Annotated in this window: 20 protein-coding genes; 5 read left to right on the top strand and 15 right to left on the bottom strand. The window is 51.9% G+C overall.

Going from position 1 to position 24,547, the window contains the following annotated elements:
* Positions 1-68: 68 nt before the first annotated feature.
* Complete coding sequence (locus QMK50_RS27150) at positions 69-839, bottom strand: hypothetical protein (RefSeq protein ID WP_320334581.1); 771 nt, start codon at positions 837-839, stop codon at positions 69-71.
* Positions 840-1,639: 800 nt separating this feature from the next.
* Between QMK50_RS27150 and QMK50_RS27155 the strand changes: the two genes are divergently transcribed.
* Positions 1,640-2,173, top strand: coding sequence for a hypothetical protein (locus tag QMK50_RS27155; protein ID WP_320334582.1), 534 nt, complete (start codon positions 1,640-1,642; stop codon positions 2,171-2,173).
* Positions 2,174-2,223: 50 nt separating this feature from the next.
* On the opposite strand, the gene QMK50_RS27160 is transcribed toward QMK50_RS27155, so the two are convergent.
* The 4 genes from QMK50_RS27160 to QMK50_RS27175 all read right to left on the bottom strand — a co-directional run bounded on the left by QMK50_RS27160 (position 2,224) and on the right by QMK50_RS27175 (position 4,390).
* Positions 2,224-2,427, bottom strand: a complete 204-nt coding sequence (locus QMK50_RS27160) for a hypothetical protein (protein WP_320334583.1) — start codon at positions 2,425-2,427, stop codon at positions 2,224-2,226.
* A 178-nt stretch (positions 2,428-2,605) separates the two neighbouring features.
* Positions 2,606-2,980, bottom strand: coding sequence for a histone-like nucleoid-structuring protein, MvaT/MvaU family (locus tag QMK50_RS27165; RefSeq protein WP_320334584.1), 375 nt, complete (start codon positions 2,978-2,980; stop codon positions 2,606-2,608).
* A gap of 817 nt (positions 2,981-3,797) precedes the next feature.
* Positions 3,798-4,091 carry an addiction module antidote protein gene (locus QMK50_RS27170; RefSeq protein ID WP_320334585.1) on the bottom strand — a complete coding sequence of 98 codons (294 nt, stop codon included), beginning with the start codon at positions 4,089-4,091 and terminating at the stop codon, positions 3,798-3,800.
* Entirely contained in the window at positions 4,088-4,390 is a 303-nt protein-coding gene (locus QMK50_RS27175) for a type II toxin-antitoxin system RelE/ParE family toxin (protein WP_320334586.1), read from the bottom strand. The genes QMK50_RS27170 and QMK50_RS27175 overlap by 4 nt, the downstream gene beginning before the upstream one ends.
* A gap of 207 nt (positions 4,391-4,597) precedes the next feature.
* Between QMK50_RS27175 and QMK50_RS27180 the strand changes: the two genes are divergently transcribed.
* The 3 genes from QMK50_RS27180 to QMK50_RS27190 all read left to right on the top strand — a co-directional run bounded on the left by QMK50_RS27180 (position 4,598) and on the right by QMK50_RS27190 (position 7,235).
* Positions 4,598-6,478, top strand: coding sequence for a ParB/Srx family N-terminal domain-containing protein (locus tag QMK50_RS27180; protein WP_320334587.1), 1,881 nt, complete (start codon positions 4,598-4,600; stop codon positions 6,476-6,478).
* A gap of 60 nt (positions 6,479-6,538) precedes the next feature.
* Complete coding sequence (locus QMK50_RS27185) at positions 6,539-6,838, top strand: hypothetical protein (RefSeq protein ID WP_320334588.1); 300 nt, start codon at positions 6,539-6,541, stop codon at positions 6,836-6,838.
* 79 nt (positions 6,839-6,917) lie between these two features.
* Positions 6,918-7,235, top strand: coding sequence for a TrfB-related DNA-binding protein (locus tag QMK50_RS27190; RefSeq protein WP_320334589.1), 318 nt, complete (start codon positions 6,918-6,920; stop codon positions 7,233-7,235).
* Positions 7,236-7,252: 17 nt separating this feature from the next.
* Here the strand turns inward: QMK50_RS27190 and QMK50_RS27195 are convergent, their stop codons facing one another.
* Positions 7,253-7,774, bottom strand: coding sequence for a lytic transglycosylase domain-containing protein (locus QMK50_RS27195; RefSeq protein ID WP_320334590.1), 522 nt, complete (start codon positions 7,772-7,774; stop codon positions 7,253-7,255).
* Between the two features lie 564 nt (positions 7,775-8,338).
* On the opposite strand from QMK50_RS27195, the gene QMK50_RS27200 reads away from it, so the two are divergent.
* Positions 8,339-8,686: a hypothetical protein gene (locus tag QMK50_RS27200; RefSeq protein WP_320334591.1), complete on the top strand. Its 348-nt coding sequence runs from the start codon at positions 8,339-8,341 to the stop codon at positions 8,684-8,686.
* A 55-nt stretch (positions 8,687-8,741) separates the two neighbouring features.
* Here QMK50_RS27200 and QMK50_RS27205 read toward each other — a convergent pair whose 3' ends face one another.
* The 9 genes from QMK50_RS27205 to QMK50_RS27245 all read right to left on the bottom strand — a co-directional run bounded on the left by QMK50_RS27205 (position 8,742) and on the right by QMK50_RS27245 (position 24,541).
* Positions 8,742-9,497: a TraX family protein gene (locus tag QMK50_RS27205; RefSeq protein WP_320334592.1), complete on the bottom strand. Its 756-nt coding sequence runs from the start codon at positions 9,495-9,497 to the stop codon at positions 8,742-8,744.
* Entirely contained in the window at positions 9,494-14,527 is a 5,034-nt protein-coding gene (traI, locus tag QMK50_RS27210; RefSeq protein ID WP_320334593.1) for a conjugative transfer relaxase/helicase TraI, read from the bottom strand. Before traI ends, QMK50_RS27205 begins: the two co-directional genes overlap by 4 nt.
* On the bottom strand, positions 14,527-16,764 hold the full coding sequence (traD, locus tag QMK50_RS27215; RefSeq protein ID WP_320334594.1) for a type IV conjugative transfer system coupling protein TraD: 2,238 nt from the start codon (positions 16,762-16,764) through the stop codon (positions 14,527-14,529). Before traD ends, traI begins: the two co-directional genes overlap by 1 nt.
* A 102-nt stretch (positions 16,765-16,866) precedes the next feature.
* Positions 16,867-17,226, bottom strand: a complete 360-nt coding sequence (locus tag QMK50_RS27220; RefSeq protein ID WP_320334595.1) for a hypothetical protein — start codon at positions 17,224-17,226, stop codon at positions 16,867-16,869.
* Positions 17,227-20,061, bottom strand: a complete 2,835-nt coding sequence (gene traG, locus QMK50_RS27225) for a conjugal transfer mating-pair stabilization protein TraG (protein WP_320334596.1) — start codon at positions 20,059-20,061, stop codon at positions 17,227-17,229.
* The gene (locus tag QMK50_RS27230; RefSeq protein WP_320334597.1) at positions 20,061-21,428 is read right to left on the bottom strand and encodes a conjugal transfer protein TraH; all 1,368 of its coding nucleotides are present in this window, start codon (positions 21,426-21,428) and stop codon (positions 20,061-20,063) included. The genes traG and QMK50_RS27230 overlap by 1 nt, the downstream gene beginning before the upstream one ends.
* Positions 21,428-21,952, bottom strand: coding sequence for a conjugal transfer protein TraF (gene traF, locus QMK50_RS27235; RefSeq protein ID WP_320334598.1), 525 nt, complete (start codon positions 21,950-21,952; stop codon positions 21,428-21,430). The genes QMK50_RS27230 and traF (QMK50_RS27235) overlap by 1 nt, the downstream gene beginning before the upstream one ends.
* A 10-nt stretch (positions 21,953-21,962) precedes the next feature.
* Positions 21,963-22,727, bottom strand: coding sequence for a type-F conjugative transfer system pilin assembly protein TraF (gene traF, locus QMK50_RS27240; protein WP_320334599.1), 765 nt, complete (start codon positions 22,725-22,727; stop codon positions 21,963-21,965).
* Positions 22,724-24,541, bottom strand: coding sequence for a conjugal transfer protein TraN (locus QMK50_RS27245; RefSeq protein ID WP_320334600.1), 1,818 nt, complete (start codon positions 24,539-24,541; stop codon positions 22,724-22,726). The genes traF (QMK50_RS27240) and QMK50_RS27245 overlap by 4 nt, the downstream gene beginning before the upstream one ends.
* Between the last annotated feature and the right edge of the window lie 6 nt (positions 24,542-24,547).

Below are 24,547 nucleotides of genomic sequence, written 5' to 3' on the forward strand. Positions count from 1 at the left end.
CAAGTGGCCACGGGTACACCTGATAGTTTGTGCGCGGCGCTCAGAAGTTGAATCGATTGATAGCTTGGTCACTTGGCTATGAACTCATTAGCGGCAGCGATTTTGGCCTTGCTCGGTCCACTTGATCTACCGCTGGACCGCTCGGGATTGAATGCCGGCCACCTGTCGCCCAAGCCACGGATCAAGTAGCGGTTGGTCCGATCCTGTTCGGCATTTCCGGGCTCGTAATAGTCGGCCTGCTTATAGGAAATCAACTCCAGATGGTACAGACGGTTCAACGAGGCTGGAATTTGATATATAGGCACCCCCGCCAGCCGTGAAATTGTCGCGTAATTGATTGTCGCGATATTGAAGTTTTTCCTGTCTCTGAATGCGCAGATGACAAGATAGACCTTCAAGGCGTAAAGGCTCAACGCGCTGAACTCAAACTGATGCAAGACGAGCAGTTGGGTTCTGCTTCCATCGTAGAGTCTGGACTTAGGCAGCTTCCCGTGAAAGCGATCCTCCCACCCAGCCATCTGTAAAATGGTGCCCTGCCGAATGGGCTTGTCCACCTTATGCAACATCCCCTCCAGCACCAAGCGCTTAAGTGCCCGGGCAACAATCGGACGGCTCAATCCTGAAAGAGCAATCAGCTTTGGGTATGTCGTTTTGACCTGCCCACTCTGATAGTCAGCAATCATGCACAAGCTAACGAATAGTCTCAGTGCAGCAATACTAGAGTTTTGCTGAGGGCGATTTCTAGCTTCATCCCCCACACGACTATCGTACGCCGCAACTCCACCGCCTTGAATCCATTTAATCGGAAGCCTTGCGAAATCTGTCGTCTCGTTGCTCATAAATCAACCCCGTTTCCAAACTATAGCTACGACCGAAATCGAGAGGATCATTACTGCACACAGGGCAAGGTTGAGCGGGTCTGCCGTGAGTGCTGCTGAAAAAAAATTGATCAGTGAATCCATGTTCGTAGGCTCCGAAACCGATGATGGAGCCATTCTTCATTTCTCCCGCTCCCGTATCTAGATGATCGATTATTCGAAAATGGCCTGCAAGCCCTTGATTCACGTGGCTTAGGACTATTTTTGATTAGTTAATTCTAGAAAGCCTTACAACGCAAAATAAGTCATCAATAATGCTAAAATGAATCAAAATACGGATGCTGATGAGGGCTTATGCTGGGGTTCGTTGAGCTGAATTTGCATGAACATTTGAGGGAGCGGGGAGCCGTCCCTTATGCTCGCCGAAAACGCGACGGTCACTTCCTCTTGGAAATCTCGACACCAGCGGGGGTATACATCCTGCAACGCCAAAGAGGCGGTGCCAGGGAATTTAAGACGTTTGAGGCGCTGCTAAAGCTGCTTGAGGGGCATAGGGTTGTAGAGTTTGCAGTTGTCTTGGATGACGCTAAAGTGAGATCTGGAGAGCGTATTTCACCCTGGGGTCCACCACTAAAGCATGATGTATCTCTCGCTTTTTGGCGGCATGACTTCGACTTGCCGTTCTAAACGGTACATGATTAAAAAATTGGCTATTCGGAATGCATACGTCGTGGTCAATACCTGGACGGTTTAACCGCTTTCATAGAGGCTAAACATTTCCATGGTGAATTTTCTACTTACCACTGCATAGGAGTATCTAGATGAGCGCGCTGAGCAGCTATAAGGGTCAAATCCATCTGATGCGGCAGATTCACGAAGCCAGCTACTACATCGGTAAAGCCGTAGACCTAGGCCATCCTCATCTCTGGGATTCATACCCACCGCTCCTCGACTTCTTGGGGAACTTCAAAAGTGCGCTCAACTCGTATGCGAAGTGTTTTGTGAGTGCTGGGAAAGGTCGGAATAGGCTTGAACCTTCTTCGATTTTTAGATCTGAAGCTGTATATCTGGAGCACCACAAAGTTCTGATGGAATTGCGCCATAAGTACGTGGCACATAATGACGAAAATGAGTTTGAGTCGGTGTCCGCAAATGAGGAGGATACGCCAGGAGAGCTAATTCTCCGTTTGCGTTACCAAATATCTTTCCCTTTTGATCGTCTTTACGAGCTACGTAAGCTGATCCGGATAGTTGAACTGTATATTGTTGAACGTCAAAAGGTCCATCTAGCTGCAATAGAGCGCGAGGTGGGAAAATCAGTGAGAGTTCTTGAAGGAAGTATAGGTAATGACTAAGTCCAGATATAGACAACTTTAAAGTGCCGATTTTTTGCCTTAACTTCCAATCACTCTTGCTTCTTTGACCCTTCCCTGTCATCCATATGTTCCGGTGATAGGAGTAATAAAATTTCCGGCTCGTTCAGATGCGACTTTACTAGCTTTCTAATAATTTGAGAAACGGTCTGATCAGATTTATCAGCAAGAGTTTCTAGTTTCTGTTTGGTTATAGGGTTAATTAATATCGTCAAGCGAGAGATATTTTCAGACATTTAGACTTCCTTCCCTAAATTCTCGCAAGTGAGAGGCACACCCACAACAGCATTGGTCATCTGATGGTGGTTCTGCATCAGATAATTCTGCAATGCAGCGCGAAAAGTCTGAAGTTTCTACTTTATGGAATCCAAAAAAAGGGCCTTTCAAGGGCCCTTTATTGTACTCAGCTGAAGCTCAATTCGTCAGCCAAGAATCGACAGTTTCAGAACCATGCTCGGCTTTCCACTCTTTCAGAACTTTGTGATTGCCGCCTTTAGTTTCAACGACTTCACCGGTCTGAGGGTGTTTGTAGATTTTTACCTGGCGTGGTTTGCGCGCCTTCGGTAAGCGGGTCGTAGATGCAGTTGATGGAGCACGACGCCGGGCCTGAGGATCGAGCAAGGTTATGACGTTCGGCAAGCTATACCCATACTGAGCGAGCAGGGCACGCAGTTTTGTTTCGAATTCGAGCTCCCGTTTAAGGCCCGAGTCATCCTTCATCGCCTCAAAGGCTTTCATTTTCTCAGCTAGGTGTTGTTCTAGTTGACGAAATTCAGCGAGCTTAGACATGAAAATCTCCGAAAAAAAATTGTAAGAACAACAGAGGCACGACGTATTAGAGCTGCGTACTCAAGGATAATTCGATACGACGATGCCAGAATGTTGCAAATAAAAACTAGCGCTGAGGTTGCGATATCTCAGGCTCATTAAATATGTCTAAACCAAGATTATGATTTAGAACAAAGCGAAGCCCACTGTGCAGCAACACAGTGGGCCTCATAGGGAGTTCGGTTGGAGTCCCTGCCGGTATCATAAGCGGAAGCAGATCGCGGACTCAAGGATACTTGATGTGGCACCTGGGCACCTGTGCGAGCCCTTCGGTACGGCTGTCGTGAACCAAGCCCGTCGTTCCTCCGGTCTCGGCCCTTTGGGCTTCCATCCTCTCGCCTACGCGCTTTCAGCGCTACGCGTTCCACTTGTTCTTCGCGCCGGTGGCGCTGCGCGGCCCCCTTTGGGTGACCTTGCCTTCCTTACGCGGTTCCTGGCGGGCATGTCGGCTTCGGCGGTCGCGTGCAGCCCTATTCGTCTACCCTGTGCTGATCCGCTAGCAAGGGGCTTTCGCGGCATAGCCTTGATGCTGCGCACCTGCGTTATTCCACGGTCCCCTTGATAGCGGCCCAGCGTCGGGTATCCGGGGCTTACCGCGACCGCCGAAGCCGACATGCAGACCCAACCAGGTCGAAATTGCTGCTCCAGGCGCGAGTAATGAGGCGCCCACGAGTGGACGCGCTGTGAAGCGTTTATTCCCGCTCACGACCTCTACAACTAGCAGGCCAACCATGCCGCGGGCCGTGTTAAGTGCTTTGCCAGATTTTCGCTTGAGAAGTCAGGGCTGGACGTGCTGACGTGTTGTTAGATCAAGGCCGATGGCTCGCATAACTTTTAAAAGGTTTTTCAGGGTCGGATTGCCGTTTTCACTGAACGAGCGGTAAAGCTGTTCGCGGGATAAGCCAGACTCTTTTGCCAGTTCGGCCATACCCTTAGCGCGAGCCACTATGCCAATTGCTTTAGCGATGTGTGCAGGATCCCCAGTTTCAAAAGCATCGTTCATAAAAATAGCGATGGTTTCGGGGTCGGTCAGTGCTGCTGCTGGATCATATTCATAAATTACTTCTTTCATTTTTCCTCACTCCACTGGCTGGCAAGCATCTTGGCGGTTTCAATATCACGGGCTTGACTGCCTTTGTCGCCGCCGCATAACAACAAAACAAGTTCATTGCCGCGCTGCTGGAAATAGACACGATAACCGGGCCCGTAGTGGATACGTAACTCGCTAACGCCTTGACCCACCGGCTCTACATCACCCATCAGGCCATTAGCTACTCGGAAGACACGAGCTGCAATGATCGCTTTCGCGCGCTGGTCTTTTAGCTTGCGTTCCCAAGTCATAAAAGTAGCGGTTTGTTTGATCGTTCTCATGTGTCAATTGTAGTTTATAAACTACAAGATTGCAACAGCTGAAGCCTCGCCTGAGTGTAAAAGTAAATGACAAATATTCATAAGCGCAATCAAACGTTTACAAATCTAGTGATGTTTGAGATAATAAGTTCATTGAAGCACTACTGCTTCGATACCTGGGTTCAGCGGCAGCAACCGCTCCAGGGATAATCGGTTGGAGATATCGCAATGAATGGATTGGACCACCAGAAGCACGTTGACGAAGGCGAGTGGCGCTTAATTCCGCTGAATAAGCTTCGCCGTGCTGCGGGTAACGTTCGCAAGGTTAAAGCCAACCTGCATCAGCTGCGCGACGTAGATTCGGCGCTGACCCCTATGCAACACAGCATCATGGCCCAAGGGCTACTGCAGAACCTGATAGTCGTGGAAGCGATCGATGGCGGCTTCGACGTGTGGGGAGGGGGAGAGCGACTTGCAAACTTGAATGATTTACTCGCCAAAGAAATGATCAAGGAAGATCACAAGGTCATGTGTCGGGTGATGGCAGAAGAATTGGCACGGATAGCCAGCTTGTCCGAGAACACGCACCGTTCCCCCATGCATCCTGCAGATGAATTCGATGCAATGAGTCTGATGGTCAACGATGAAGGCCGCTCTGTAGAGGATGTAGCAGCTATTTTCGGGTTTACCCCGGGAGTAATAAAACGTCGACTTCGGCTTGCCAGTCTTTCCCCAAAGGTCATGACTGAGTTCCGTGAGGGGCGGGCCGATTTGGAGCAAATGATGGCCTTGACCCTTGCATCAGATCATTGCGTGCAGGAAGACATTTACTTCAATTTGCCCGAGGGGCGTCGCTGGGCAAGCTCGTTGCGGGAGCTTGCAACAAGAGGGGAAATCAACCTCAGACAAAGCAACCTTGCGGCTTTTGTCACTCTGGAAACCTACGAAGCTGCGGGTGGAGTCAGCCGGCAAGACATGTTCGATGACAAAAATATCTTCCTTGAGGATGCTTTGTTGGTCCAGAAGCTTGCCACCGAGAAGCTGGAAGGGGCGGCCGAGCAGGTGCGTGCAGAAGGCTGGTCCTGGGTGGAGGTCGTACAGGAATGTAAGTACGAAACCCTTCAACCATTCTCGCGAATTTATCCAGTTAGACGTGAACTGACTGCTGGTGAAACGTCAGCTGCGGCTGCGCTCGATGCCGAGATAATCGCGATGGAAACGCGGCTTTTAGAGTTAGAGGAAACCGATGATTCAGCGGAGGCTGAAAGCGTCCGTGAGTGCTTGGAGCAAATTGAGGAAGCGCGTGAGGCCATAGATTTTGAAGCTACTGAATTCTTGACCGAGCATTACTCGACAGCTGGTGCCATTGTGACCATCCAGCGGGGGAAACTGGAAATCATCCGTGGTCTTCAAAAGGGCACTGGTCGCGGGAAGGTAGAAACCGCCGGCGCCGAAGCTCCAGCTAAGCTATCTGAACGTATGGCACGGCAGCTTACTGCGCACAAAACAGCAGCGTTGCAGGTGGCTATAGCGAGCGATCCGAAACTAGCACTGGCAAGCACTCTGCATCGCTTGGTTATGTCTGTATTTCACAATCAGCGTTGGTACGCAGGCGCCTTACCAGTTAACGTTTCAATTGAGCAAACGCCTAATCTTGAAGAATACGCTACAGACGTTGGAAACTCATCAGCGTGCAAGAATTTTGAGAAGTTGGTTTCGCCGTGGCGTAAACGTTTGCCGAATGACCCTGCAAAGCTTTTTACTGTACTGTTGAAACTGAGCATGACCGACCTGAACCAGTTGCTTGCTGTGTGTGTGGCGCTCTCTACGAATGTAATCGCTAGCCGTGCAACAGATGGAACAACTGGATCTGATGCGCTTGCCAGAACATGCAAACTGGACATGAGTAAATCCTGGGTGGCAACGGCAGAAAGCTATTTCTCGCAGGTACCAAAAAGACTGGTATTAGAAGCGGTGAAGGAATTCGCGCCGGACCAAGTTGAGCGGCTATCAAATCTTCGCAAAGGGGAAATTTCCATAGAGGCAGAAAAGCTGGCTAAGGGTAAAGATTGGTTACCACTGATCTTGCATACCAATTCGGCCAAGTAAAGGGACGCACTTTTTCTGAACGAATGACGCCCAGCTAGGCTGGGCTTCACTGGAGCCTCTATGCAAAAATTAATCAAAGTAGCGCGTTGTCGTTATCATGAACTATGCGCGGGATGGTGCGAGACGTTTGAACAAGGTAAAGCAGGCGTATGTGAGAATTGCCTTGACGAAACTCCACAACGTGCTGAACTGAAGCGAAGAATTATTCTTGCTCTTGCCCATCTCAAGGAACTGATAGATCACGATCTGATAGACAAGCGTGATAAAGTAGTGGTCGCAGCCTTAGTCGGACAGTTGTTGACTCTGGGTCACATAGATGTGCGTGCAGCTTCAAAGCTAATCGCGCGATTAACAGACTAATGGTAGAAGCCCAGTTTTCCTGTGAAGAGCAGGAACTGGGCAACCATTGTGCCAGTCACTCTAGGAAAAGGGTTATTTCATGTCGCAAATCTACACAGCTGAACAATGGGACAAATTGGAGCCTGTTCTTAGACGATTGGCTCATGGCTCAGTTTTGATGGCCCGTGAGGTTTTAGTCGAAGGGCTTAGGCCGGCTGAAGTAGCCAGACGACACGAAATGTCGCGTCAAAGTGTAAGCCAGATTGTTAGCCGTATACGCAAAATACTTAAGGATGAGGGGCGCCCTGGTTTGGTGCCTGTTGTCCTATGGATTCCTCAAGAATTGGAGAATCAACTGGAAAGCCTAGACCAGGATTACGTTGTGATGGCGATTAGAAAGCTAATAGCTGAAGGGTAGGCGTCTAGTGCTGTACTCTATTTTTCGCTTGGTGCGTGAGCCATAGAAAGTGGAAGCCAACCTGTAGGTTGTTGAATGGATGGCATCCTAGCAGCGCGTACAGCTCTTAACTTTTCATTTATCTTGCTAGCATAAATCACTCTGTTTTTAATCGTAGTGATTTTTTTTGTGCCTGGTCCTGCGTTGTATATTCCTACCGAATTCCAGTTCATTCCATGTTTTTTGAAAATTTCGGCAAGAATGAATGTTCCGACAAACACGTTAAGACAACCATTCGATGCTAGGTCGCTTTGCTGAATACCCATTGCAGAAAGCCGGTCGTAGTGAATTCCATTAATTTGCATCACCCCTAAGTCAGTGGAGCCATTCTTATTTACATTCTTGGCGTCGATACGAAAATTTGATTCCTGCCATGCAATTGCTCTGATTAAATTTGCATCGATGTTGTAAGCCTTGGCCGATGACTCAAAGCATCTGTCTGATGCGAATGAAAGCCCCTGTACGAGCACCAGGGCAATTCCTAAGAATTTCTTTATCATTGCTACTCCTTAGCTCTTAACGTGTCCATAAGGTGCGTGAGGCGCTTTAAACTCCAGTTTCGCAAAACCCCCGTGATGGATCAAATAAACTTTTGGTCGAGCAGTTTGTATGCGCTTCGTATAGTGTTTGTCACACCCCACGCAAGGTTTGAAACCTTGCATGATCCGTTCAGAAACAATGACTTACGGCAGACTATAATAATATATCACTAAAATAAAAGTGCACCTGCTGCAGCTGTGCAGCAAGTTGCTGCACAGCTGCATAAGCCATTTAGGATAAGGCTTGCAGAGCATTGCTGCAGTGGTGCAGCATGGTTTATGCAGTGTTGTAGCAACCCGGCATAAAATCTGAGTGATGTTTGCTGCACAGCTGCTGCAGAGCTCATCAATTCTGCTGCAGCTGTGCAGCAGGAATGAAAAATGAATTATTGATTTGTGAAAGAGATTTCGGAACTATTTAGAGTCGCTTCGTAAAGCGGATTCTATTATAAGATATTTGGGTTGGTTGCTCTAAGGGAATTCAAAGAGGGATAAAAATTAAGTATGCCTAGGCATTCAGTTTACATGTCGGAAGCGACCGAGAAGCAGATCAAGGAATGTGTCAGGGCTATGCGAGAAGATGGCGTTATCGGAGGCGAGGCAACTATTTCAGGATTTGCGGGAAAGATTATTGAGTTGGGTCTTCGTGTTTATCTTAATCAACAAAATAGCGAAGATGATGTATTGGATGTTGAACGATTAATATTGCGTGAGGCTATTATCACACGTCACATGCTTGAGGCAAACTTTCGAACATTGCTCAAGCTACCAGACATTCGAAAAGAACTTCCTATCAGCCCTGACGATATGGTGAGGGTAGTTCACTCAAAGGCTCAAAAGGAGTTAGCAGAGCTGTACAATGACGAGGAGTAGAAAGTGAAATGCCCGCAATGCGGGCATTCAGCGTCTAGTCTTTTTGGCCTATAGATCAATGATTTATGGTAGTTGCAATCAAGGTCAAAACTACGAGGTGGCCGGCATATGCATAATAGAATAACTGTGACGGGAGGTACCGCCGGGATACCAGAACCGAAAAGAGTAAAACCAAAAACATAGAAATAAGCGGTAAGAATGCGCTTGCTAAAGCAAACGTTGGTCGCTGAAAATTTAGCGAATATGCACAGCACAAAACCAATGTTCCGGTAGTAATTAGAATTGCCTTATTGCCTTTTAGCGAATAGAAAGTGTAGCAAGCGAGTAAGAAAAGCATACCCCAAGCACCATACTCTCTAGCTTCCGTGAGGGTGATCGTTATTAAGACCAAGATGGCTGCGAGTGGAGTCATTAGAACCACTGGGCTTCTCAGCCAAATAGCTACTTGGCTAGCGGTGGCAAAACAGAACAAAATGTTTGCGTCGTGCCAAGTCCAGCCTTTATCGGCGAGGGCATATACATAAAATGGTTGAGTGATGAGTGACCAAATCCACATGCGATTTACCGCTTTTTGTCGATTAGGCTTGTGCTCATTCATTACCCAGTTGTGTGCCCATATCAGCCCAAACAATGGGAAGGCTGTTCGGCCGATGATACGAAGGTAGTCATGATGTAAGCTGAGTATTGTATTGGTATGGTCGATTAGCATTGCAAACAGTGCTATCAATTTCAGGGTGTCAATTGCCCAGGGATTTAGTTGATAGACACGATTTGAGAACCCCATTGTCCGAATTACCGTATTGCTCATCATAGTGTCTTCTCCTTGATCCGATCTGGGGTCGTTATGATTTCTCGCTCTGTGGTTTGTAGGTCCTCTTTGGACAGATCGACCGAGAGCTTATGAATCCTCTTATCTAGCTTTTTACTTTCCTCTGCTTGCTGACGGACAATCTCTTTAATTTCTAGTTCGGTCATAGTTGGTTTTTTGTCTTTTTCGCGCTGCAGAAATTCGCGAGCTACTGCTAAACCTGCTGTCACTTCGTTGCGGCGTTGTTTTTCTATCTCCCGTGCAATTTCCTGGGCTTGTCTATCGCTTATCTCGATAGTACCGCCTGACATGCGCTTAACATTTAGTGGTTCTGCGTTACCGTGGAGCCTGACAATTACACCAGTATTCTTATGTTCTTGCGTGAACTGGTGAGCTTGGGAGAGGCTTTCAAAGAGTTCGGTCTTGCCGTCCTTGCTAGTACGCAGCAGGACAAAGTCGCCCCGCTCAGCACCTAATTGGCGATGCTTCTGTTCGGGACTGAAGTTGTTCATTTCACTTGGTTTGATGTCATAGAGCAGTACACCTACCTGGTGCCCTGCACGGTTGAAAGTAGGTATCAAGAGACTGGGTTGCGGATGTTTTTCGGTACTGCCTATCCACCGTGCATTGAGGTCACTGGAGTTCTCCAGCCGAGTCTGATCAAGCGGTGTTGCGCCTGACCACAGTTGCACCGCAACAGCAGCTTTGCGATCGTCTTGTAAGTGCACCAGGTCATGAGCCGTTGCGCGCTCCGCGCTTGCACTGACCTTGCGCGCCCAGGCGTCGGGGTTGTCGCTGTAGACCTGCACGTGCTCCTTGGCCCGAGAGAACGCTACGTAGGCATCTTGCAGGGTGGCCAGGTTCTTACGACCACCCTCAATACCCTCCAGGGCAATCACATAGCGATGGCTGGCTCCTTGGGCGCCGTAGGCAGTCACTGCATAGGCATAGTCGAAGTGCTGGTGCTTGAGGTCTTGGGGTTGGACCGTCAGGCGTTCACCGTCGCGATCCTGCAGAATGAGCGACTTGTCCGGGCTTATTTCAACAACCGTGTACGGCCGATTGGCAAAGATCCCTTCATCCTTGTTGGTAGCTGTGAAGCGAATTTTCTCGCCTTCGCTGATGCGTAGGTTTTCCTGGCGATACAGGGCAATGTCGCTGGTACGGTGTTCTGCCGGCGAAATAATCACGCTGCCACCTTCTACTTTGCCGGTGGTACTGTCGTAAGCACGAAGGGCCACAGTTTTCGCCTGCGTATCGACCCCTTCAATGGCGTAATAGCTGTCGCGCATCAGCAGGATTTGGCCGACGTGCTCCAGGTAATTGGCGGAGTTGTTCAGCTGACTTCCGATGGTTTTTTCGCGCACGAGGATCGGAACGCCGACGTCGGTTGTGCCTAGATCACCGTTAGCTTTTAGTGCCTGGTGTATCTCATTGTTGATTGCGGTGCGGTCTGCGTTGGTATGGGCAATTACTAACGTCGCATCACGCACGGGGACGGTGCGCCCTGCGTAATCCTGGGCGATTGCCCGGAGCAGGCTAGGGTTGTCGGGGATTGTCATCACCGATCGTTCGGGCACGTAGGCGCCCGGCTGGCGATCGACTTGTTCAGGGCTCAAGCTGTCGATGGTTTTCAGGGCGCCGTGCACATCTTTGTCGATCATGCTGTATACCGCCGGCAGCAGCTCCGGGGTCTGACGCACGATTTCCTTCATGATCGCGAAGTCTGCCGCACTGCGTTGTTGCATCAGCCGGAATGGAGAGCCTGCGTCGATCGCTTGGAGCTGGGCTGTATCACCACTGGAGACAGCTCGGCCGCCACCTGCAGCAATCTGGTCGTATAACCTTGAGAGGTGATCGTTGCCCGTCATCGACTGCTCATCGATCAGGAACACGGTGTTCTTGAAGTCCGGGGTCTCACCGGTACCCTGCAAGCGTTCCTGCTCGACCAGGAAGGACGAGATGGTCTGCGCCTGAACACCGATGCTCTGCAGTTCGTTTACCGCTTGGTGCGTCGGTGCAAGGCCAATCACTGTGGGTTTACTTTGGCCCAGGGTCTCTAACGCCTGAATCACGGCGCGGTATTGGGTGGTTTTACCTACACCGGCATACCCTTGGATGCCGACAAACCGATCCTCGGTAGTGAGTATCATTGACGTAGCTTCTTGCTGGCCGGCAGTTAGGCCAGCCGCTAACTGGACGTGTGCGCTCATCAGCGGTTCAACTGCACCCTTACCTTGGACGATGTGGGCCAGAATGTTTTTCTCGTTCAGGTACGTGTTGCGCTCGATAAACAACTGCCCGGCATGAGGGGTGTCCACCTGCATCAACTCGCCGGTTTTTTGTAGCTTGTCCAACTCCTGACGAACGTCCTTGAGCTGGTAAGTGTGATTGGCGCTGAGCACCGCTTTGGTCAAGTCACCAAGGTTGAAGGCGACTTCGCTGCCTCGGGCGGATTTCATGCCGTCTCGAACATCGCGCTCAAGCTCGGTATAGAGCTGGCTATTGGCTTGCTCAATGGCCTGTTCTGGCTGCGTTTGGCCGACCTGGGCGCGTAGCGTGTTGATCACCGGCAGGTAACGTGGAATGTCGGCAATTCTGTTGCGGGCTCGCCCCGGATTTTCGGCGGTGAAGAGTTCGATGCGTTCGCCGCTGCGGGCTACGGTATTTAGGGTTTCAGCGTTAAGAGAGTTGATCGGTAGCGAGGCCAGTACGGTACCGCTCTCTTTAACTTGGCCACCCAACGACTGGACGTAGTTGTAGCCAATCTTGACCGAATCGCCATCCTGCAGACGGACCTTCACGGCATCACCCTCCAGCGTGACTTTGCCGTCTTTTACCTTGGTAACTATCAGTTCCTCACGGGCCTCCAAGCCGCGTTGACGATCCTTGCCGTAAGTGCGCAACCGGTCACCTTCGGCGACCTCGATCTTCGCACTGTTGTACAGCGACCAACTGTTATCGAACTGGTTGGGTTTCATGGCCCGACGGCTGCCGTCGGCGGCTTGTATCAATATCTTGTTGGCGCGGTCGCTGACCTTGATGACCTGGAAGCGCGTGACGGATTTAGTGGCGTGGTCCCATTGCTCCAAAACCTGGCCATCGCGGTAGCTGTTGCGCTGCTTGCGGGTTTCGGCCGTGAGGAAGACCGGTTCGAGCGATTCGATGCTGGCCCCAGGGCCGCGCACTATGCCTTCAGCCAGCAAGGCGCCGCGGATGGCCTGGCTCAACTGTTTGCGCTCAGGGACCGTGCCCGCCTGGGCAATGACTTCCTGCCCATCTTTGTGGTTTTTTACGTAACTTTGCGCGATGGCCTGCAAACGCTCATTACGGGCTGGAATGCTGTTAATACCAACGGGGATGTCGATCTGGCCGTTATTGGAGTAGACGGAGATGCCCGCTTCCTTGAGCACGCCCAGGGCATTGCCATGGCCGCGACGACCTTCGGTATCGACTAACAGGACCTGGCTGTTGGCTTTCAGCGCGGCGTCAAGCAAGTCCTTGGATTCAGCCAAGCTGAGTTTCTGCGCGTCGGAAACAATCACCACGCCATTGCGCTGCAGTTCAAGATCCAGAGCAATGTCACTGCGGTCGGCCATCTTGACTCTTACGGTAGTCATGGCGGAAAAACGTTCGGCCATAGGCTTGTCTGCACCGATCACTGTCACGTTACGCCGGCCAGTACTCGCTTCCCGGGCCAGCTCATCGAGGAAGGTCAGCTGACGATCGGCGCCGCCTATCGAGCTGAGCACCGCGATGCTTTCGTTTCGAGCAAACGCCTCGCGGATGGCGGGTTGTTGGCTGGATACTGGCGTGCTTCGTAACTTGATCAGTACGTCGCCCTGAATCTGCTGACCCAGGCTATGTACCTCAAGCTCGGTTTGGATGTGTACACGTGAGGAGAAGCTGCTCTTATTCTCATCCAGGGCGACTAGATTATTGTTGGCAATGGCCGCTTCTATCTCGTTGCGGATCGCCGGAATGATCCCCTGGGCCACCGGGACACGGTTGAGGGCCAGGTTCAGCAGTTCGCTGTAGGTGAACCGTGAGCGATTGCCGGCAGCAATCGAAATAGCTGACTGGACGGCCTCGTGAACCGCTGGCTGGTTCACTGTGCTCGGATCAGAGAGCTGTTGACTTGCTGATTCGCGTTCGGCAATAAAGCCCTTGATATCAAACCCAATGCCGTCGAGCTTTTCGTTCCAGTTCTGCCGCACCTCTGCCGCGTCCAGTTCTTCCTTCCCGCGGCGGGTTTCCAGAGTCACATAATCTTTAGTTTTGTCACTGGCGTGCTGACCCGCCAATTCCATGATTTCGCTGCGGCGGGTGGAGAAAGGCTCGGTCGGCACTCCCTTAATTTCCCACAGTCCATTCCGTCCGGTGGTGACGGTCTCAAAACCCATCCCCTCGATGGATTGACGCAGGTGGTTACGGTAAATCAAGCCAACCCCGACTTGGGCTGAAAACATCGTTTCAATAAAACCGTTTTTGGCCACTGTGCTGCTGCTTAAGGAACGCCAGGCGTCGTCGTGCTGCGTGGCATTGGCGACGAGAGCGTGAGTGTGCAACTGAGGGTCGAGATTGCGCGAGGTGTCGTGGGTGAACGTCGCTGCGATGAGGTTGCCGGTGGGAACCACTTTGCCGACCTTGTCGGTGGTGATTCGGGTGGAGGCCAGATGCTCTAACTCGGTCAGCGTGTCTTTGACGGCTTGGTTATGTGCATCCAGGAATCGCTTGTCTTCACCGATAAGGGCCAGCATCGACACGCTTTTTGGCGCGGAAAACGTCAGGTCGTAACCTGCACGGTGGATATTCCGGCCATCCCTCATCCGCGTCAGGTCGCCACCATCCGGCAGACGTCCCTCAAGTACGGCGGTGAGCTCAGCGGGCTCAATCCGTCCTTGCAGGCCGAGCTCTTCGGCACCTTTACCGTGCCAACTGGCGTCCAGCTCGCCAGAGAACTGATAGTTTTCGTCAGCACTGTAATACTGAGCTGCGCTAGAGGCAGAGCCAATGGGGGCAAGCGATAGCATTAGCGCTCACCCCTATCTGGCATGTCCGACATGTCGTAAACGTCCGGCATCCAATTTGGTTCGGGTGCGGACCAATTGATGTTGGTTTCCTCGCTCATGAAGCGGTCGAACTCATCGACGATAACTTCACCGGTGTGAGATTCCACCTTGTGCTCACCGACCTGGATAAAGTCGACGTTTTCAGGGGCCGGAAACTCGACTTGGTTGCCGTCACTCGCATCTGCCGTTGCTGCCGTTGCTGCCGTTGCTGCCGCTGTTGCGGCAGAAGACGCTGTAGAGGTCGTTGAGGCAGCAGCGTGGGACTCAGCAATTGCGGATGCCGGAACGACTGAATTTGGCAAAGGGTAGGGACTGGGAACAAGCGTTTCGGCTACTACAACACCCGCCACACCAATGGCGGCCATCAGTTGTTTGGCTTCGGGCGGTGCTTCGCGATCACGTAGCGTTTCTTCGACCAAAGGGTCTAACAGTTCGTTGACGCTACGCTCCAGGAACGGCTCGGCGACACTCTTGTATTCCTTACGCTTCAATTCGAGTTGGGTTACTGGGTAGCCTCCTGGCAAGGTTACATAGCAGTGCAAATCGGGCAGGTTCTGGATGTCCGAGTAGCTGACGATGCGTTCGTTTTCCTGCCGCTTGTTGAAGGTCACACCATCGCGAACCGATTCGAGACCGTAGCTGTACTGGTCGGAGAAGCGCTTGAGGCGTGTCTCGCCCAATTCCTTGGCCACAAACTCGGCGACCTCGGCCGAAGGTGAACGGAAGAAAAAGCGGGTATTGAGCAGGTCGACCATCGCGGCGGCTGATTTGGGGCCCCAGATATCTTGCAGTTGAGGGTTACTCTGGAAACCCAGCAGGAAACAGCCGCCGAATTTGCGTGCTTCCGCGAGGATTTCCGGTAGGCCAGGCAGTTTGTGCAAGCTGGGCAGCTCATCGAGCAGGAACCAGATTCGCCGGTGTCGGTTTTCCTGCATCGACAGTAGGGTGGTTGCGGCCACGTACAGCCACATCGAGATAACCGGCTTGAGCGAGGTGTGCAGGGCACCGTTACTGGTGACAAACAGCCAACCGTTGTTTTCAGGGCTCTCGTTGTGCATCCAGTCGCGAATCGCAAACTTCGGTTTGCCGGACGCTTCCAGGCCCTGCAGGTAACGCATGGATTTGACGTAGTTGGTGAGTACGGAGCGGATCGAGATAGCAGTTTTCTCGATTTTCTCATCCACCAGGCTCGCGGCCTCGGTGCCCGCGAGGTAGGTGCGAAGGGCCGGTAAGTCGATGGCCAGCAGAGTCCGCAGGAGTTTGTTGATGCTACGTTCGGGGTCTTTCCCCATCTGGTTGGCCACGGCGGCGAAAATGGTCCGTGCCGAACCCTGCCAGAAGGGGTCATCATTGGAGCCCATGGGGATTAGGGTATTGGCCACGTTGTCGAAGTCGGCCAACGAACGGCATTCCTCCCAGAGGTCCCAGTTTGCGCACCGCACATCGACTGGGTTGAGTACCTTGTCACGGCTCGCATCGTAGAATTTCTCGATGAAGGTCGTGCCCTTGTCGTAGATGATCACTCGCTCGCCGCGCGCTCTTATCTGTTCCAGGAACAGGTTCAGGGCCGTGGTTTTACCGGTACCGACCGTGCCGTGAAAGGCGAAATTCTGAATCTCGCCGTTCTTTTTCATAGGCAGGTCGCCAATCTTGATCGTCGAGGCGTCATCCTTCGCCTTCATCAGCTTGGCCACGTCCTTGGGACTCGCTGCGAGGGTGCGACCACCCAGCACCTCATCTTCACTCTGCTCTCGACCGCGATTGCCCAACCACCAAAAGGCGTAACAACCCAGAGCAACCACGACGGCACCGCCGGCGACCAGCCCTAACATAAGCTCGCGGCGCAGCATTGAGCCCATGCTGATGAAGTAGGGATCATTTAGCAGCTTGGTGCCTGTCAATTTCGCGGTGTAGACGACGCCTTTGGCGTCGGTGAAGCTGATTGAGTACAGTTGTTCGGAGTTGGTCAGTTCATACAACGAGGACAGCGAGTCGACGTACCAATAAAGAACGCCGTGGTGCAGTTGCTGATAGGTGTTGCGGACAAATACCCAAACAAGAATCAACAAGACCCACAGCAAAAGCAGGTAGTAGGCGATCATGTTGTTTATCTGTACAAACATGCGGATCATGTACGCAGTGACCTGACCGCCCTGCGTTACGTTTTTCGCACTAAAACTGTCGCGCTCAAATTTCATGCCGTTATTCCCCATGGCAATCAGAAAAAATCCAGGCAATAAATGGCCAAACGGGCACACCTAGGCGTGCCCGTTTGGGGTGGAAAGGTAGTTAGGCGGGCGTCAGTCTTTGCCTTTCATGATCATGCTGGAATACAGCTCATGCAGCGGATGGCTGGGATTGCTGAGAATCTGATGGCGCATCCATAGATGACCGACACCGATGTAGGTAGCCAGGTTTGTCATTAGAAGTACGAAGTAGATTCCGACCCGCCATGGGGTGGACATACCGAATATGCAAAGGATGGTTAATAAACCTCCCAACCCACAGGCCCAATTGACCTTTCTGGTCGCATGTGTGGGACGTTTATTTTTGTACTCGCGATAAGCTTTGGGTAAGAACCATAGATAATTAACCAAAAGCAGGCTTAGATACCCGTAAAAAGTGATCGTGGTATAGAGGTTATAATCTGCATTCGTCATTTATTTATCCTCAGCCTTTTTCATCAGGTTCATCTTTTCAATGGCCTCAGCTTCCTGTTGAAGCTCCATGATCCCGCCGTATTTGAGTACGTTCCTGTCATCGATTGCCGTATTGGTCGCCTCGATATCGCCTCGAGTGTCAGCTTTTCTATCCGTGTGCTGTTGCTGTAAATCGGCCTTGGTCTGTTGCAGCTTTGTGCCTTGGTCACCCATGAGTGCCTGTCGGCTCTCTTGATCCAGCCTGATTCCGACAGAAGTTGAGTTGTCGCTCTTGATACCGGCTTCGTCAGCCATTGCTTGGGTTAGCTCGCGGCCCTGGTCGAAGTGAGCGGCTGGACTTGGTGTACTGGGATTGCTGGATACGCTGGGGAGATCAGCGCCGAGGTTGGCCATGTTAGTTTGGTGGGTGGCGGCCAATTCTTTCTCAATACGCTGGCCGATGAACTCCTGGGCAAGTTGCTCTCGCTCGCGGCGAGCCAGTGTGCTTTCGGTGTCGGTCAGAATCTCGGTCGAATGGGCAGGGACTTTGTCCTGCACAAAGCGGACGAATTCTTGATTTACGTTGCTGTGCTGGTTGACGTTCATCGACTCAGAAGTACGGGCCATCTGTTCCAAGCCATGGGTGCGCGATTCGTTTGCACGATACTCATCGAACGTGTTGTGGGCTTCGGATAGCGAAGCGCTGGCTTGAACTAGATGGCTGTTATTTTCGCTGTTAGATAAATTGCCGCTGGTACTCAGACGGGTCGATTTGGCGATGTCGTAGTTTTCTCGGAAGTCTCGCTCGGCGTTTCGGGATTCCTCCGAACGCTTACTGTCTTCGACGCTGATGTTTTTTGACTTCTGGTCATTCCAGCGTAGCGAGGCATCACCGCCGGCAGAGGCAGCAACACGGCCTTCTGCGTTAAAGCCAAACATGCTCACGCCCTTGCCAGCCGAAAGCGTGCCTGTCAGGGATGCAGATGCACCGCGACCGAAGTTCATCAGCTCTTGATAAGCATCCTGGGTCGACATGCCATTGGTTTTGCCATAGCGCTCGGCAGCGCTGACCATGTTGGCCTGGGCCATTAGGTGGTTCATAGACTGGGAGTCCTCACCCGCAACCGACTTGATCGCATCCTTGCCATGTTGCTGGGTGAACTGACTAAAGCCGTTGATGCCACTGCTAAGCTGATTGGAATAGCCGCTGGCCAACGACTCAGAACGCTGGTGACCCTCGGACGCTTGGCGCGAAGCTTCGGTGCTCTGCAACTTGCCAAAGTTGATGTCCAGCGGCGTTCGCGAAATGGCCGAACTGGTATCCAGCACCGTACCACCGGCTGCCGTCTGGGTTTGGGTGGCATTGTTGCTCAGCTGCTGAGTTTTCGAGCCGTCTCGATAGGACATGTTGGTGTCGTGCTTGAAACCGTTAACATTATCGACCTGCATGTTGTTGTAGGCCCAATTACCGTCGGTGGCCTGAGCAGCTGAGGCCGAGGCACTGCTTTGCATGGCGCTGCCCATATAGGCCCCAGCTTGTGACACTGCTGAATTCAGACCCTTGATGATGCCGGCGGCAAGGAATGGGATCGAGAGCGAAAGCCATCCTGCAACCCCGGCAAGGTCTGATCGGGTCAACATGGCCATGTCGGCGTTGCTCAGGGTCAGATCAGCCCCTGAAAGCTTCACTCGCGTATAGACGTTCATCGCATGGTTCAAAATTGTGAACATGATCGGCCAGGACATCAGATAAGCGATGGAATAGATGTAACCACTGATAATCTTCCATGAATAAATATGTATTGTGGCCAGCATAATAATCAGGGGGAACAATCCAAGAATTAGGCTCATCAAGATTGTGTGCAACAGCGGTAATAGCGTCGTTGCGATTTCCCAACCAGTGCGGTGCGACATACGCATTTTTGCCATTGCTGTCTCGGATGAAAGTGCAACCAAACCGGCACTGTCGCTACTACTTGCCGAAAAATTCACAATGCCTTGGCGTATCAACCGCATCGTGACATTTTTCTTCATGACGTCGCTGGCAGATTCGCCACCCTGTAGGAAGTAGTTATAGCTGCTACCAAGCATGTCACGTAGATACAGTTCTGGATTTGGACGGTCCTTGAACATAACCATAGAATAATATTTAAACGTTTTTCCGCCGATCGTTACTTCGGGGTTCATCATTTTTTTTATTTCTTCGGCGGCACTTTTACACACCAGGAATCCGTCATTTTCTCCAGGTGTAATAATGTGACGCAGGGGGCTAGGTTTACTAAATATCAATGCGTACGGATCTTTGCTGTGCATCAATTCTTCAAATGAGTATTTATGGTTCAACGAGATGTCAGGGATCATGCAGCTTTTTACGTATTCAACCATGTAGCGGTTAAGCCTGCCGTTTTGCGACTGGAAACTGTGTGCACGGACCAGCAAGTTGGAACCGAACATCATTCCGGTTTTGTTATAGGCCATAGAGTCTGGAAGACTGAAAAACTTGTCGTAAGCGGTCGCGATACCGTGACCCATACCCGTGATGATTGATGCTGGTCCGGCAATGCCAAGCGGCACGTTGCTCACCTGATAGACCATGGCCGGGTTACTAATATCGATGATTTGCACATCACGTTTGATTCCTAGCATCACGTTGGTTACCAATGCGAAGGTCACCAACCATTTGACCAATCCCATAATTTCGTGATCGCGGATATAAGCAATGGCAGAGGCAACAACGCCAAGTAATATGAAACTTCTGGCCAAGGTCCGCCAACTGCTTGAGCCAACAAAAGAAACGACAGCGTTAAGCTCCTCTCTGAATAGTTCACCTCCATTCAATACATAAATAACGTCCATCACTTGGCCTCGAATGAGTAGTTTTCTTGATATTTGGATAGCATTCCGGTCGACAATTGCTGACGGGTATAGCCTATGCTTTTATCCATGCTCATCAAGGCATCTTCGCGATACTTAACCGCTGCTTGCAGTTCGTTGAGCTGACGGTACGCAGTTTTTAAGTTGTTTCTTACTAGTCCGCGCTGTTCTTCAGGAAAATTTTTGATACTCAATCCTACTTCAACCTGGTCTAGCATGTCTCGTAAATATTTAAGTAAAATATCAAAGGCGATGTAATCGCTTAGCATCACCAGCTGCGACTCCATAATACCGACGGATTGTGCATCGATGACATAACGTAAAATTTTCACGTTGGTACTATTAATGAAGCTTTGCTCCATTGCGGTGAGGTTGGTGTCACTAATTGCTTTAGAAACGATCGAATCGATCAGTTTGTTCACGCGAGCTTGCAGACTCTGATTATTCGCTAGTTGTAACTTCCCTACGGTAATTTTCAAACAATCCTTGGTACTTCCGCAGGTGTACATAAGCGACTGCCCCCCCTTGAGCAGGATGTGCACCAGGTCATCGCGGCTGGCCATCGGTGGCACCACGGTGACGTTTCCTGCGTCATCGAAAATGACCGTGCCAGTCAATGTCATCACGTACTGCTTGGTGACGGTGTCATCAGCGAACATCAAGGCGCGATTGCTGAGGATTTGCCACATCAGGTTGGTGCTTCGCAGCACCTGGTCTTTTTGCGCACCCTTGGCCTTACCTAGCACCTTCCCGGCATCACCATCGATGGTGCAGCCTTGGCGGGAGGAGGCCCAGTCAGAGAACAAGTTTTGCTCACCGGAGATGTCCTGGCAGATCTTGCGCTGGCTTACCTGGGTGGTTGGCCACAGACCACCGACGATTCCTTCGGCAGCCTGGCACGAAGACATGTTCATGCTGTTCATGTCCGCGGCCAGTTTTTGTAGGAAGTCTTTAGCGGTCTTCATTTCGGGGATGGCGGTTTGTAAGGCCAGATCGAAGGCGTAACCCCCGGCGTTGCTCATGATCTGTTTAACCATGCGCTGAATTTCGTCGCCGCTGATGAACGAGAAGCTGCCCAAATAGGCATCGATCCCACCGCAGCCACTTTTGACGTCAGGGAGTTGTAACGACACCAGTTGGACGTTACGCACGCCGGTGCGGGCAAACAGTGATCCGCCCGTCAGGTATCCAGCTGATTGACCCTTCCAAGCTTTTGGGGAAGTGACGTTGCCGTCGTAGCTCAGACCGTCGAAGTATTTGCCCAAGTCAGTACTCGGCGAAGCGTTCGTAAGCCCACCTGTGCTACTGAGTACCAACCCAAGTGTTAGAGCCTTGACCAGATGGCGCATTACATCACTCCACTGTCATAAGCTGCCTGCAGGCTCATACTGATCCTTGCCTTGAAGTTGCTGCCATCGGTATTGCCCTGGTACACGGGCACAGTGACCATATTGTCGACGTTGACCAAAAAGGTGGTGGGGGTCGCGATCGGCAGTTCAGCGAAAAAGGTTTGCACAATGTCTGGGAGCGCCGGCGCTACGGGCCCCAACTGACTGTCGTCTTTGCCATCGAAGGAGTAGATGAACACTTTCAATCCCAGCTCCTGACTGACATCCCGTAGCACCGGCGCGAACAGGTGGCAGTACTTGCAGTCAGAGCGAGTGAAGGTCACAAACTGCCAACGGCTAAGGTCCACTTTGACGCCACTTGGCAAGGTGTAGAGGCTCTGCTGTTTCCCTTTTACTATCTGTTGTTGAAGCACGGGACTGCCTTTTTGGTGCTCGAGCGCTGCTATCTCAGCTACGGTCGAAGAAAAGGCACTGCTACTGATTACCAGCATCCAAAGCGCAAGCGGAAGACGAACAACGGTCATAGGGAGCTCCTTAGAAGTTGGGCTTGAAATCAGTAGCGATGTTGAGAAAACGGCGTGCAAGGTCGTCTTGGCTGATGAAGCCGTAGGCCAGCGGCTTGTATTCACGAGTGTTGGGCGACACGAGGAAAACGGCGGGGAAATTGCGGATATTCATCGCGACTGATTGACCCGCATCGGGCGAACTTCCAGGCAACGAAGGAGCCTCGATTCCATCGACGTACACCGGAATGATGGCCAGGCCGTAGTTCGCGGCGAACGAACTAACGACCTCGGCGGTCCTGACATCGATAGGCTCATTGCCCCGATAGAACACAAATAGGCCGTATTCCTGACTCAGGTCATTGATGGCCTGGTTCGCCTCTCGCTTGTCCTTGTCGCGCTGCAGTGAGGCGATGTTGTTGTAGTGGCTGTACTGCAGGTTGTAGTCCAGCTCGGGAAATTGCAGTTGAGCGCGCTGAAACGCCTGACTGAACAGGCTGGCCTGGTTGGTGAAGTAGTTTTGAGCACGCTGGTAGGCCGCAAGGTTTTCCGTAGTCGGATAGAGAATTGCGGTATCCAGGCGGCTTTTGATGACTTGCTGCAGGAACCGCATTTGCTGAGAGGGTAGCAATGCCTCAAACGCTGGAGCCTGTTCAGGGGCTGCAGGTTCTTCATCACTAATTTTGGGCGGCTCGTTGTACCAGTGCCAGCCGATAACCTCAGGCGGCTCCTGAGCGGCAGTGATGCCGGCGGCCAAGGCAAGCACGATGCCGGCCAGTAGTTTTATGGTCGTCATTGGCCCAGCCTCTCTGCTTCGGCGGCGATTTGGTTTTTGATTTGCTCGGTCAGCGCCTCGATGTCTGGCAGCTTCAGGTTGTTCTGCAGGTCCTCGTAAAAGTCCTTGAAATCCAGCTTCGAGAAGTCAATCTGCTGTAACTCCTCAATGGTGATCGCCCGACAGTTAGGGCGCTTTCCGCTTCCAAAACCGATCCCCAGTTGCCAGGCCCTACCCTGCTCCTGGAGGATTTTCGCGAGCTTAGATTCGAACACGCAGTAACTGCGTTTCTTCTGGATGCAAACCCCTAGAACTTTCTTGGCGCAGAACTCACCTACAGAAATGGCAAGCTTGCGTTCCTTGGCGGTGCCGAGGTTCTTTTCCTCTGAGCTGCAGTGCGCAAACCCCGCGCTGGCCCCCCAGCCCCCGTTTGCACAGCAGTTGTTGAACCCAGCAGCGGCCTTTCGGCATTGCATGCCTTGTCCGGTGAAGGCTCCTACCTGGATGTCGATCTGGTCGACCGCAGTCTCTGCCGCCGCTGAAACAGTAGCCAATTGCGAGATGGCATGGGCAAATGAACTGTTTTTATTGTTGGCCATCGTGTCGCAGGCACCATCGGTGCAGTAGAAGTCCCCACCGCAGAGCTGGCCAGATGCGGAGGCCGTGGTCTGACATTGGTAGGTGACTTTTTCACTGACACACACGCCTTCCTCATCGCTCATTTCGCAGTTCCGAGCTGCAAGGGTGCAGTTTTTGTTGTTGTCATATTCGGCGCAGGCTTGATCATCGGCCTCCTGCTCACGAATCTGCGTGGTGTACTCCCAGCAGTCGCTATGAATGCTGTAGGTCTTGCCCTCCATGACTATGGAGCGGGTTTCCGGCCCCTGAGTACAGGTAACGTCTGCGGTGACGACCTCGGAGGGGCAAAAGTTTTGCCAAATGACTTCGGGGACGAATTGGCGCTCATCGACAGCCAGGTTCAGGTACAGCCTGAAATCACCTGGATTATTGGCGTCGCCTTGTGCGTCTGGAATTTTGGTGATGGTTAGCTCGATCAGCGTGCCTTCGTTGTAGGCACTGGGGTAAAAAGTCGAAAATGCGGGCATACCAGGTTGGTAGAACGTTGGTTTGACGTAGCCATTGGGTGCCTTGATGGACCAAAACCGGGCAGAGCCTAACAATTGAATCGACTGCGCCAGGATCTGCCCAGACAACGGCAGCGCATAGACGCCGCGAAAGGCTGGCAGAAGCAGGGTTCCACCAGGGTGCGTCGATTGTGTGCGGGTCCAGGCAAAGTCTGCCGGCGTGAGAATTAGGTATTTTGGTACGGGTTGGGTGTTGGTCCAATTGCCACCGACCGTTGCAATTTTTTTGCACGAACTGGTGATCGAAGGATCGCGGATGCAGTAATAGTTGTCGTAACTAGTCTTCTGCAGGGTCTGGCTAGTGCACTGCTGGCTGCCATCCAGAACCTTTTCGGCATTGGCCTGAGCCTCCCAGCCGGGCTTGAGAAAGTCCGCGTCCATGGAGAGAGTGGGCTTAGGATTCTGGGTATAGGCTTCAAGAGCCGCTTTGCCATGCTCAGTGCCCAGCAACGCTGACATGCCTTCGTTCTGTAGGTTGGTGTTGGAGCTGGTTACACCGCCGTAAAAGCGCGTTTCAGGAGGGGAGCCGGTCGTACCGGGAATCACCCCCTGAGCTTGCCCGCTGTTCAGGGCTGAGTTGGCATTGCCTCTTATCGCGTTGCCAAAATCACGGCCCGCCGAATAGCCGTCGTCCGGAGCAGCATGGGACAGGGTCGACAAGGCGGATAGACACGCAATGGCCATCGCCATTGCGCA

The organism is Pseudomonas sp. P5_152, assembly GCF_033989915.1.
Classification (GTDB): Bacteria; Pseudomonadota; Gammaproteobacteria; order Pseudomonadales; family Pseudomonadaceae; genus Aquipseudomonas.

Excerpts from the sequence above, each read along its gene's own strand:
- QMK50_RS27150 (WP_320334581.1), bottom strand. The coding sequence starts at position 839 with ATGAGCAACGAGACGACAGATTTCGCAAGGCTTCCGATTAAATGGATT.
- QMK50_RS27155 (WP_320334582.1), top strand. The coding sequence starts at position 1,640 with ATGAGCGCGCTGAGCAGCTATAAGGGTCAAATCCATCTGATGCGGCAG.
- QMK50_RS27160 (WP_320334583.1), bottom strand. The coding sequence starts at position 2,427 with ATGTCTGAAAATATCTCTCGCTTGACGATATTAATTAACCCTATAACC.
- QMK50_RS27165 (WP_320334584.1), bottom strand. The coding sequence starts at position 2,980 with ATGTCTAAGCTCGCTGAATTTCGTCAACTAGAACAACACCTAGCTGAG.
- QMK50_RS27170 (WP_320334585.1), bottom strand. The coding sequence starts at position 4,091 with ATGAAAGAAGTAATTTATGAATATGATCCAGCAGCAGCACTGACCGAC.
- QMK50_RS27175 (WP_320334586.1), bottom strand. The coding sequence starts at position 4,390 with ATGAGAACGATCAAACAAACCGCTACTTTTATGACTTGGGAACGCAAG.
- QMK50_RS27180 (WP_320334587.1), top strand. The coding sequence starts at position 4,598 with ATGAATGGATTGGACCACCAGAAGCACGTTGACGAAGGCGAGTGGCGC.
- QMK50_RS27185 (WP_320334588.1), top strand. The coding sequence starts at position 6,539 with ATGCAAAAATTAATCAAAGTAGCGCGTTGTCGTTATCATGAACTATGC.
- QMK50_RS27190 (WP_320334589.1), top strand. The coding sequence starts at position 6,918 with ATGTCGCAAATCTACACAGCTGAACAATGGGACAAATTGGAGCCTGTT.
- QMK50_RS27195 (WP_320334590.1), bottom strand. The coding sequence starts at position 7,774 with ATGATAAAGAAATTCTTAGGAATTGCCCTGGTGCTCGTACAGGGGCTT.
- QMK50_RS27200 (WP_320334591.1), top strand. The coding sequence starts at position 8,339 with ATGTCGGAAGCGACCGAGAAGCAGATCAAGGAATGTGTCAGGGCTATG.
- QMK50_RS27205 (WP_320334592.1), bottom strand. The coding sequence starts at position 9,497 with ATGATGAGCAATACGGTAATTCGGACAATGGGGTTCTCAAATCGTGTC.
- traI (WP_320334593.1), bottom strand. The coding sequence starts at position 14,527 with ATGCTATCGCTTGCCCCCATTGGCTCTGCCTCTAGCGCAGCTCAGTAT.
- traD (WP_320334594.1), bottom strand. The coding sequence starts at position 16,764 with ATGAAATTTGAGCGCGACAGTTTTAGTGCGAAAAACGTAACGCAGGGC.
- QMK50_RS27220 (WP_320334595.1), bottom strand. The coding sequence starts at position 17,226 with ATGACGAATGCAGATTATAACCTCTATACCACGATCACTTTTTACGGG.
- traG (WP_320334596.1), bottom strand. The coding sequence starts at position 20,061 with ATGGACGTTATTTATGTATTGAATGGAGGTGAACTATTCAGAGAGGAG.
- QMK50_RS27230 (WP_320334597.1), bottom strand. The coding sequence starts at position 21,428 with ATGCGCCATCTGGTCAAGGCTCTAACACTTGGGTTGGTACTCAGTAGC.
- traF (WP_320334598.1), bottom strand. The coding sequence starts at position 21,952 with ATGACCGTTGTTCGTCTTCCGCTTGCGCTTTGGATGCTGGTAATCAGT.
- traF (WP_320334599.1), bottom strand. The coding sequence starts at position 22,727 with ATGACGACCATAAAACTACTGGCCGGCATCGTGCTTGCCTTGGCCGCC.
- QMK50_RS27245 (WP_320334600.1), bottom strand. The coding sequence starts at position 24,541 with ATGGCGATGGCCATTGCGTGTCTATCCGCCTTGTCGACCCTGTCCCAT.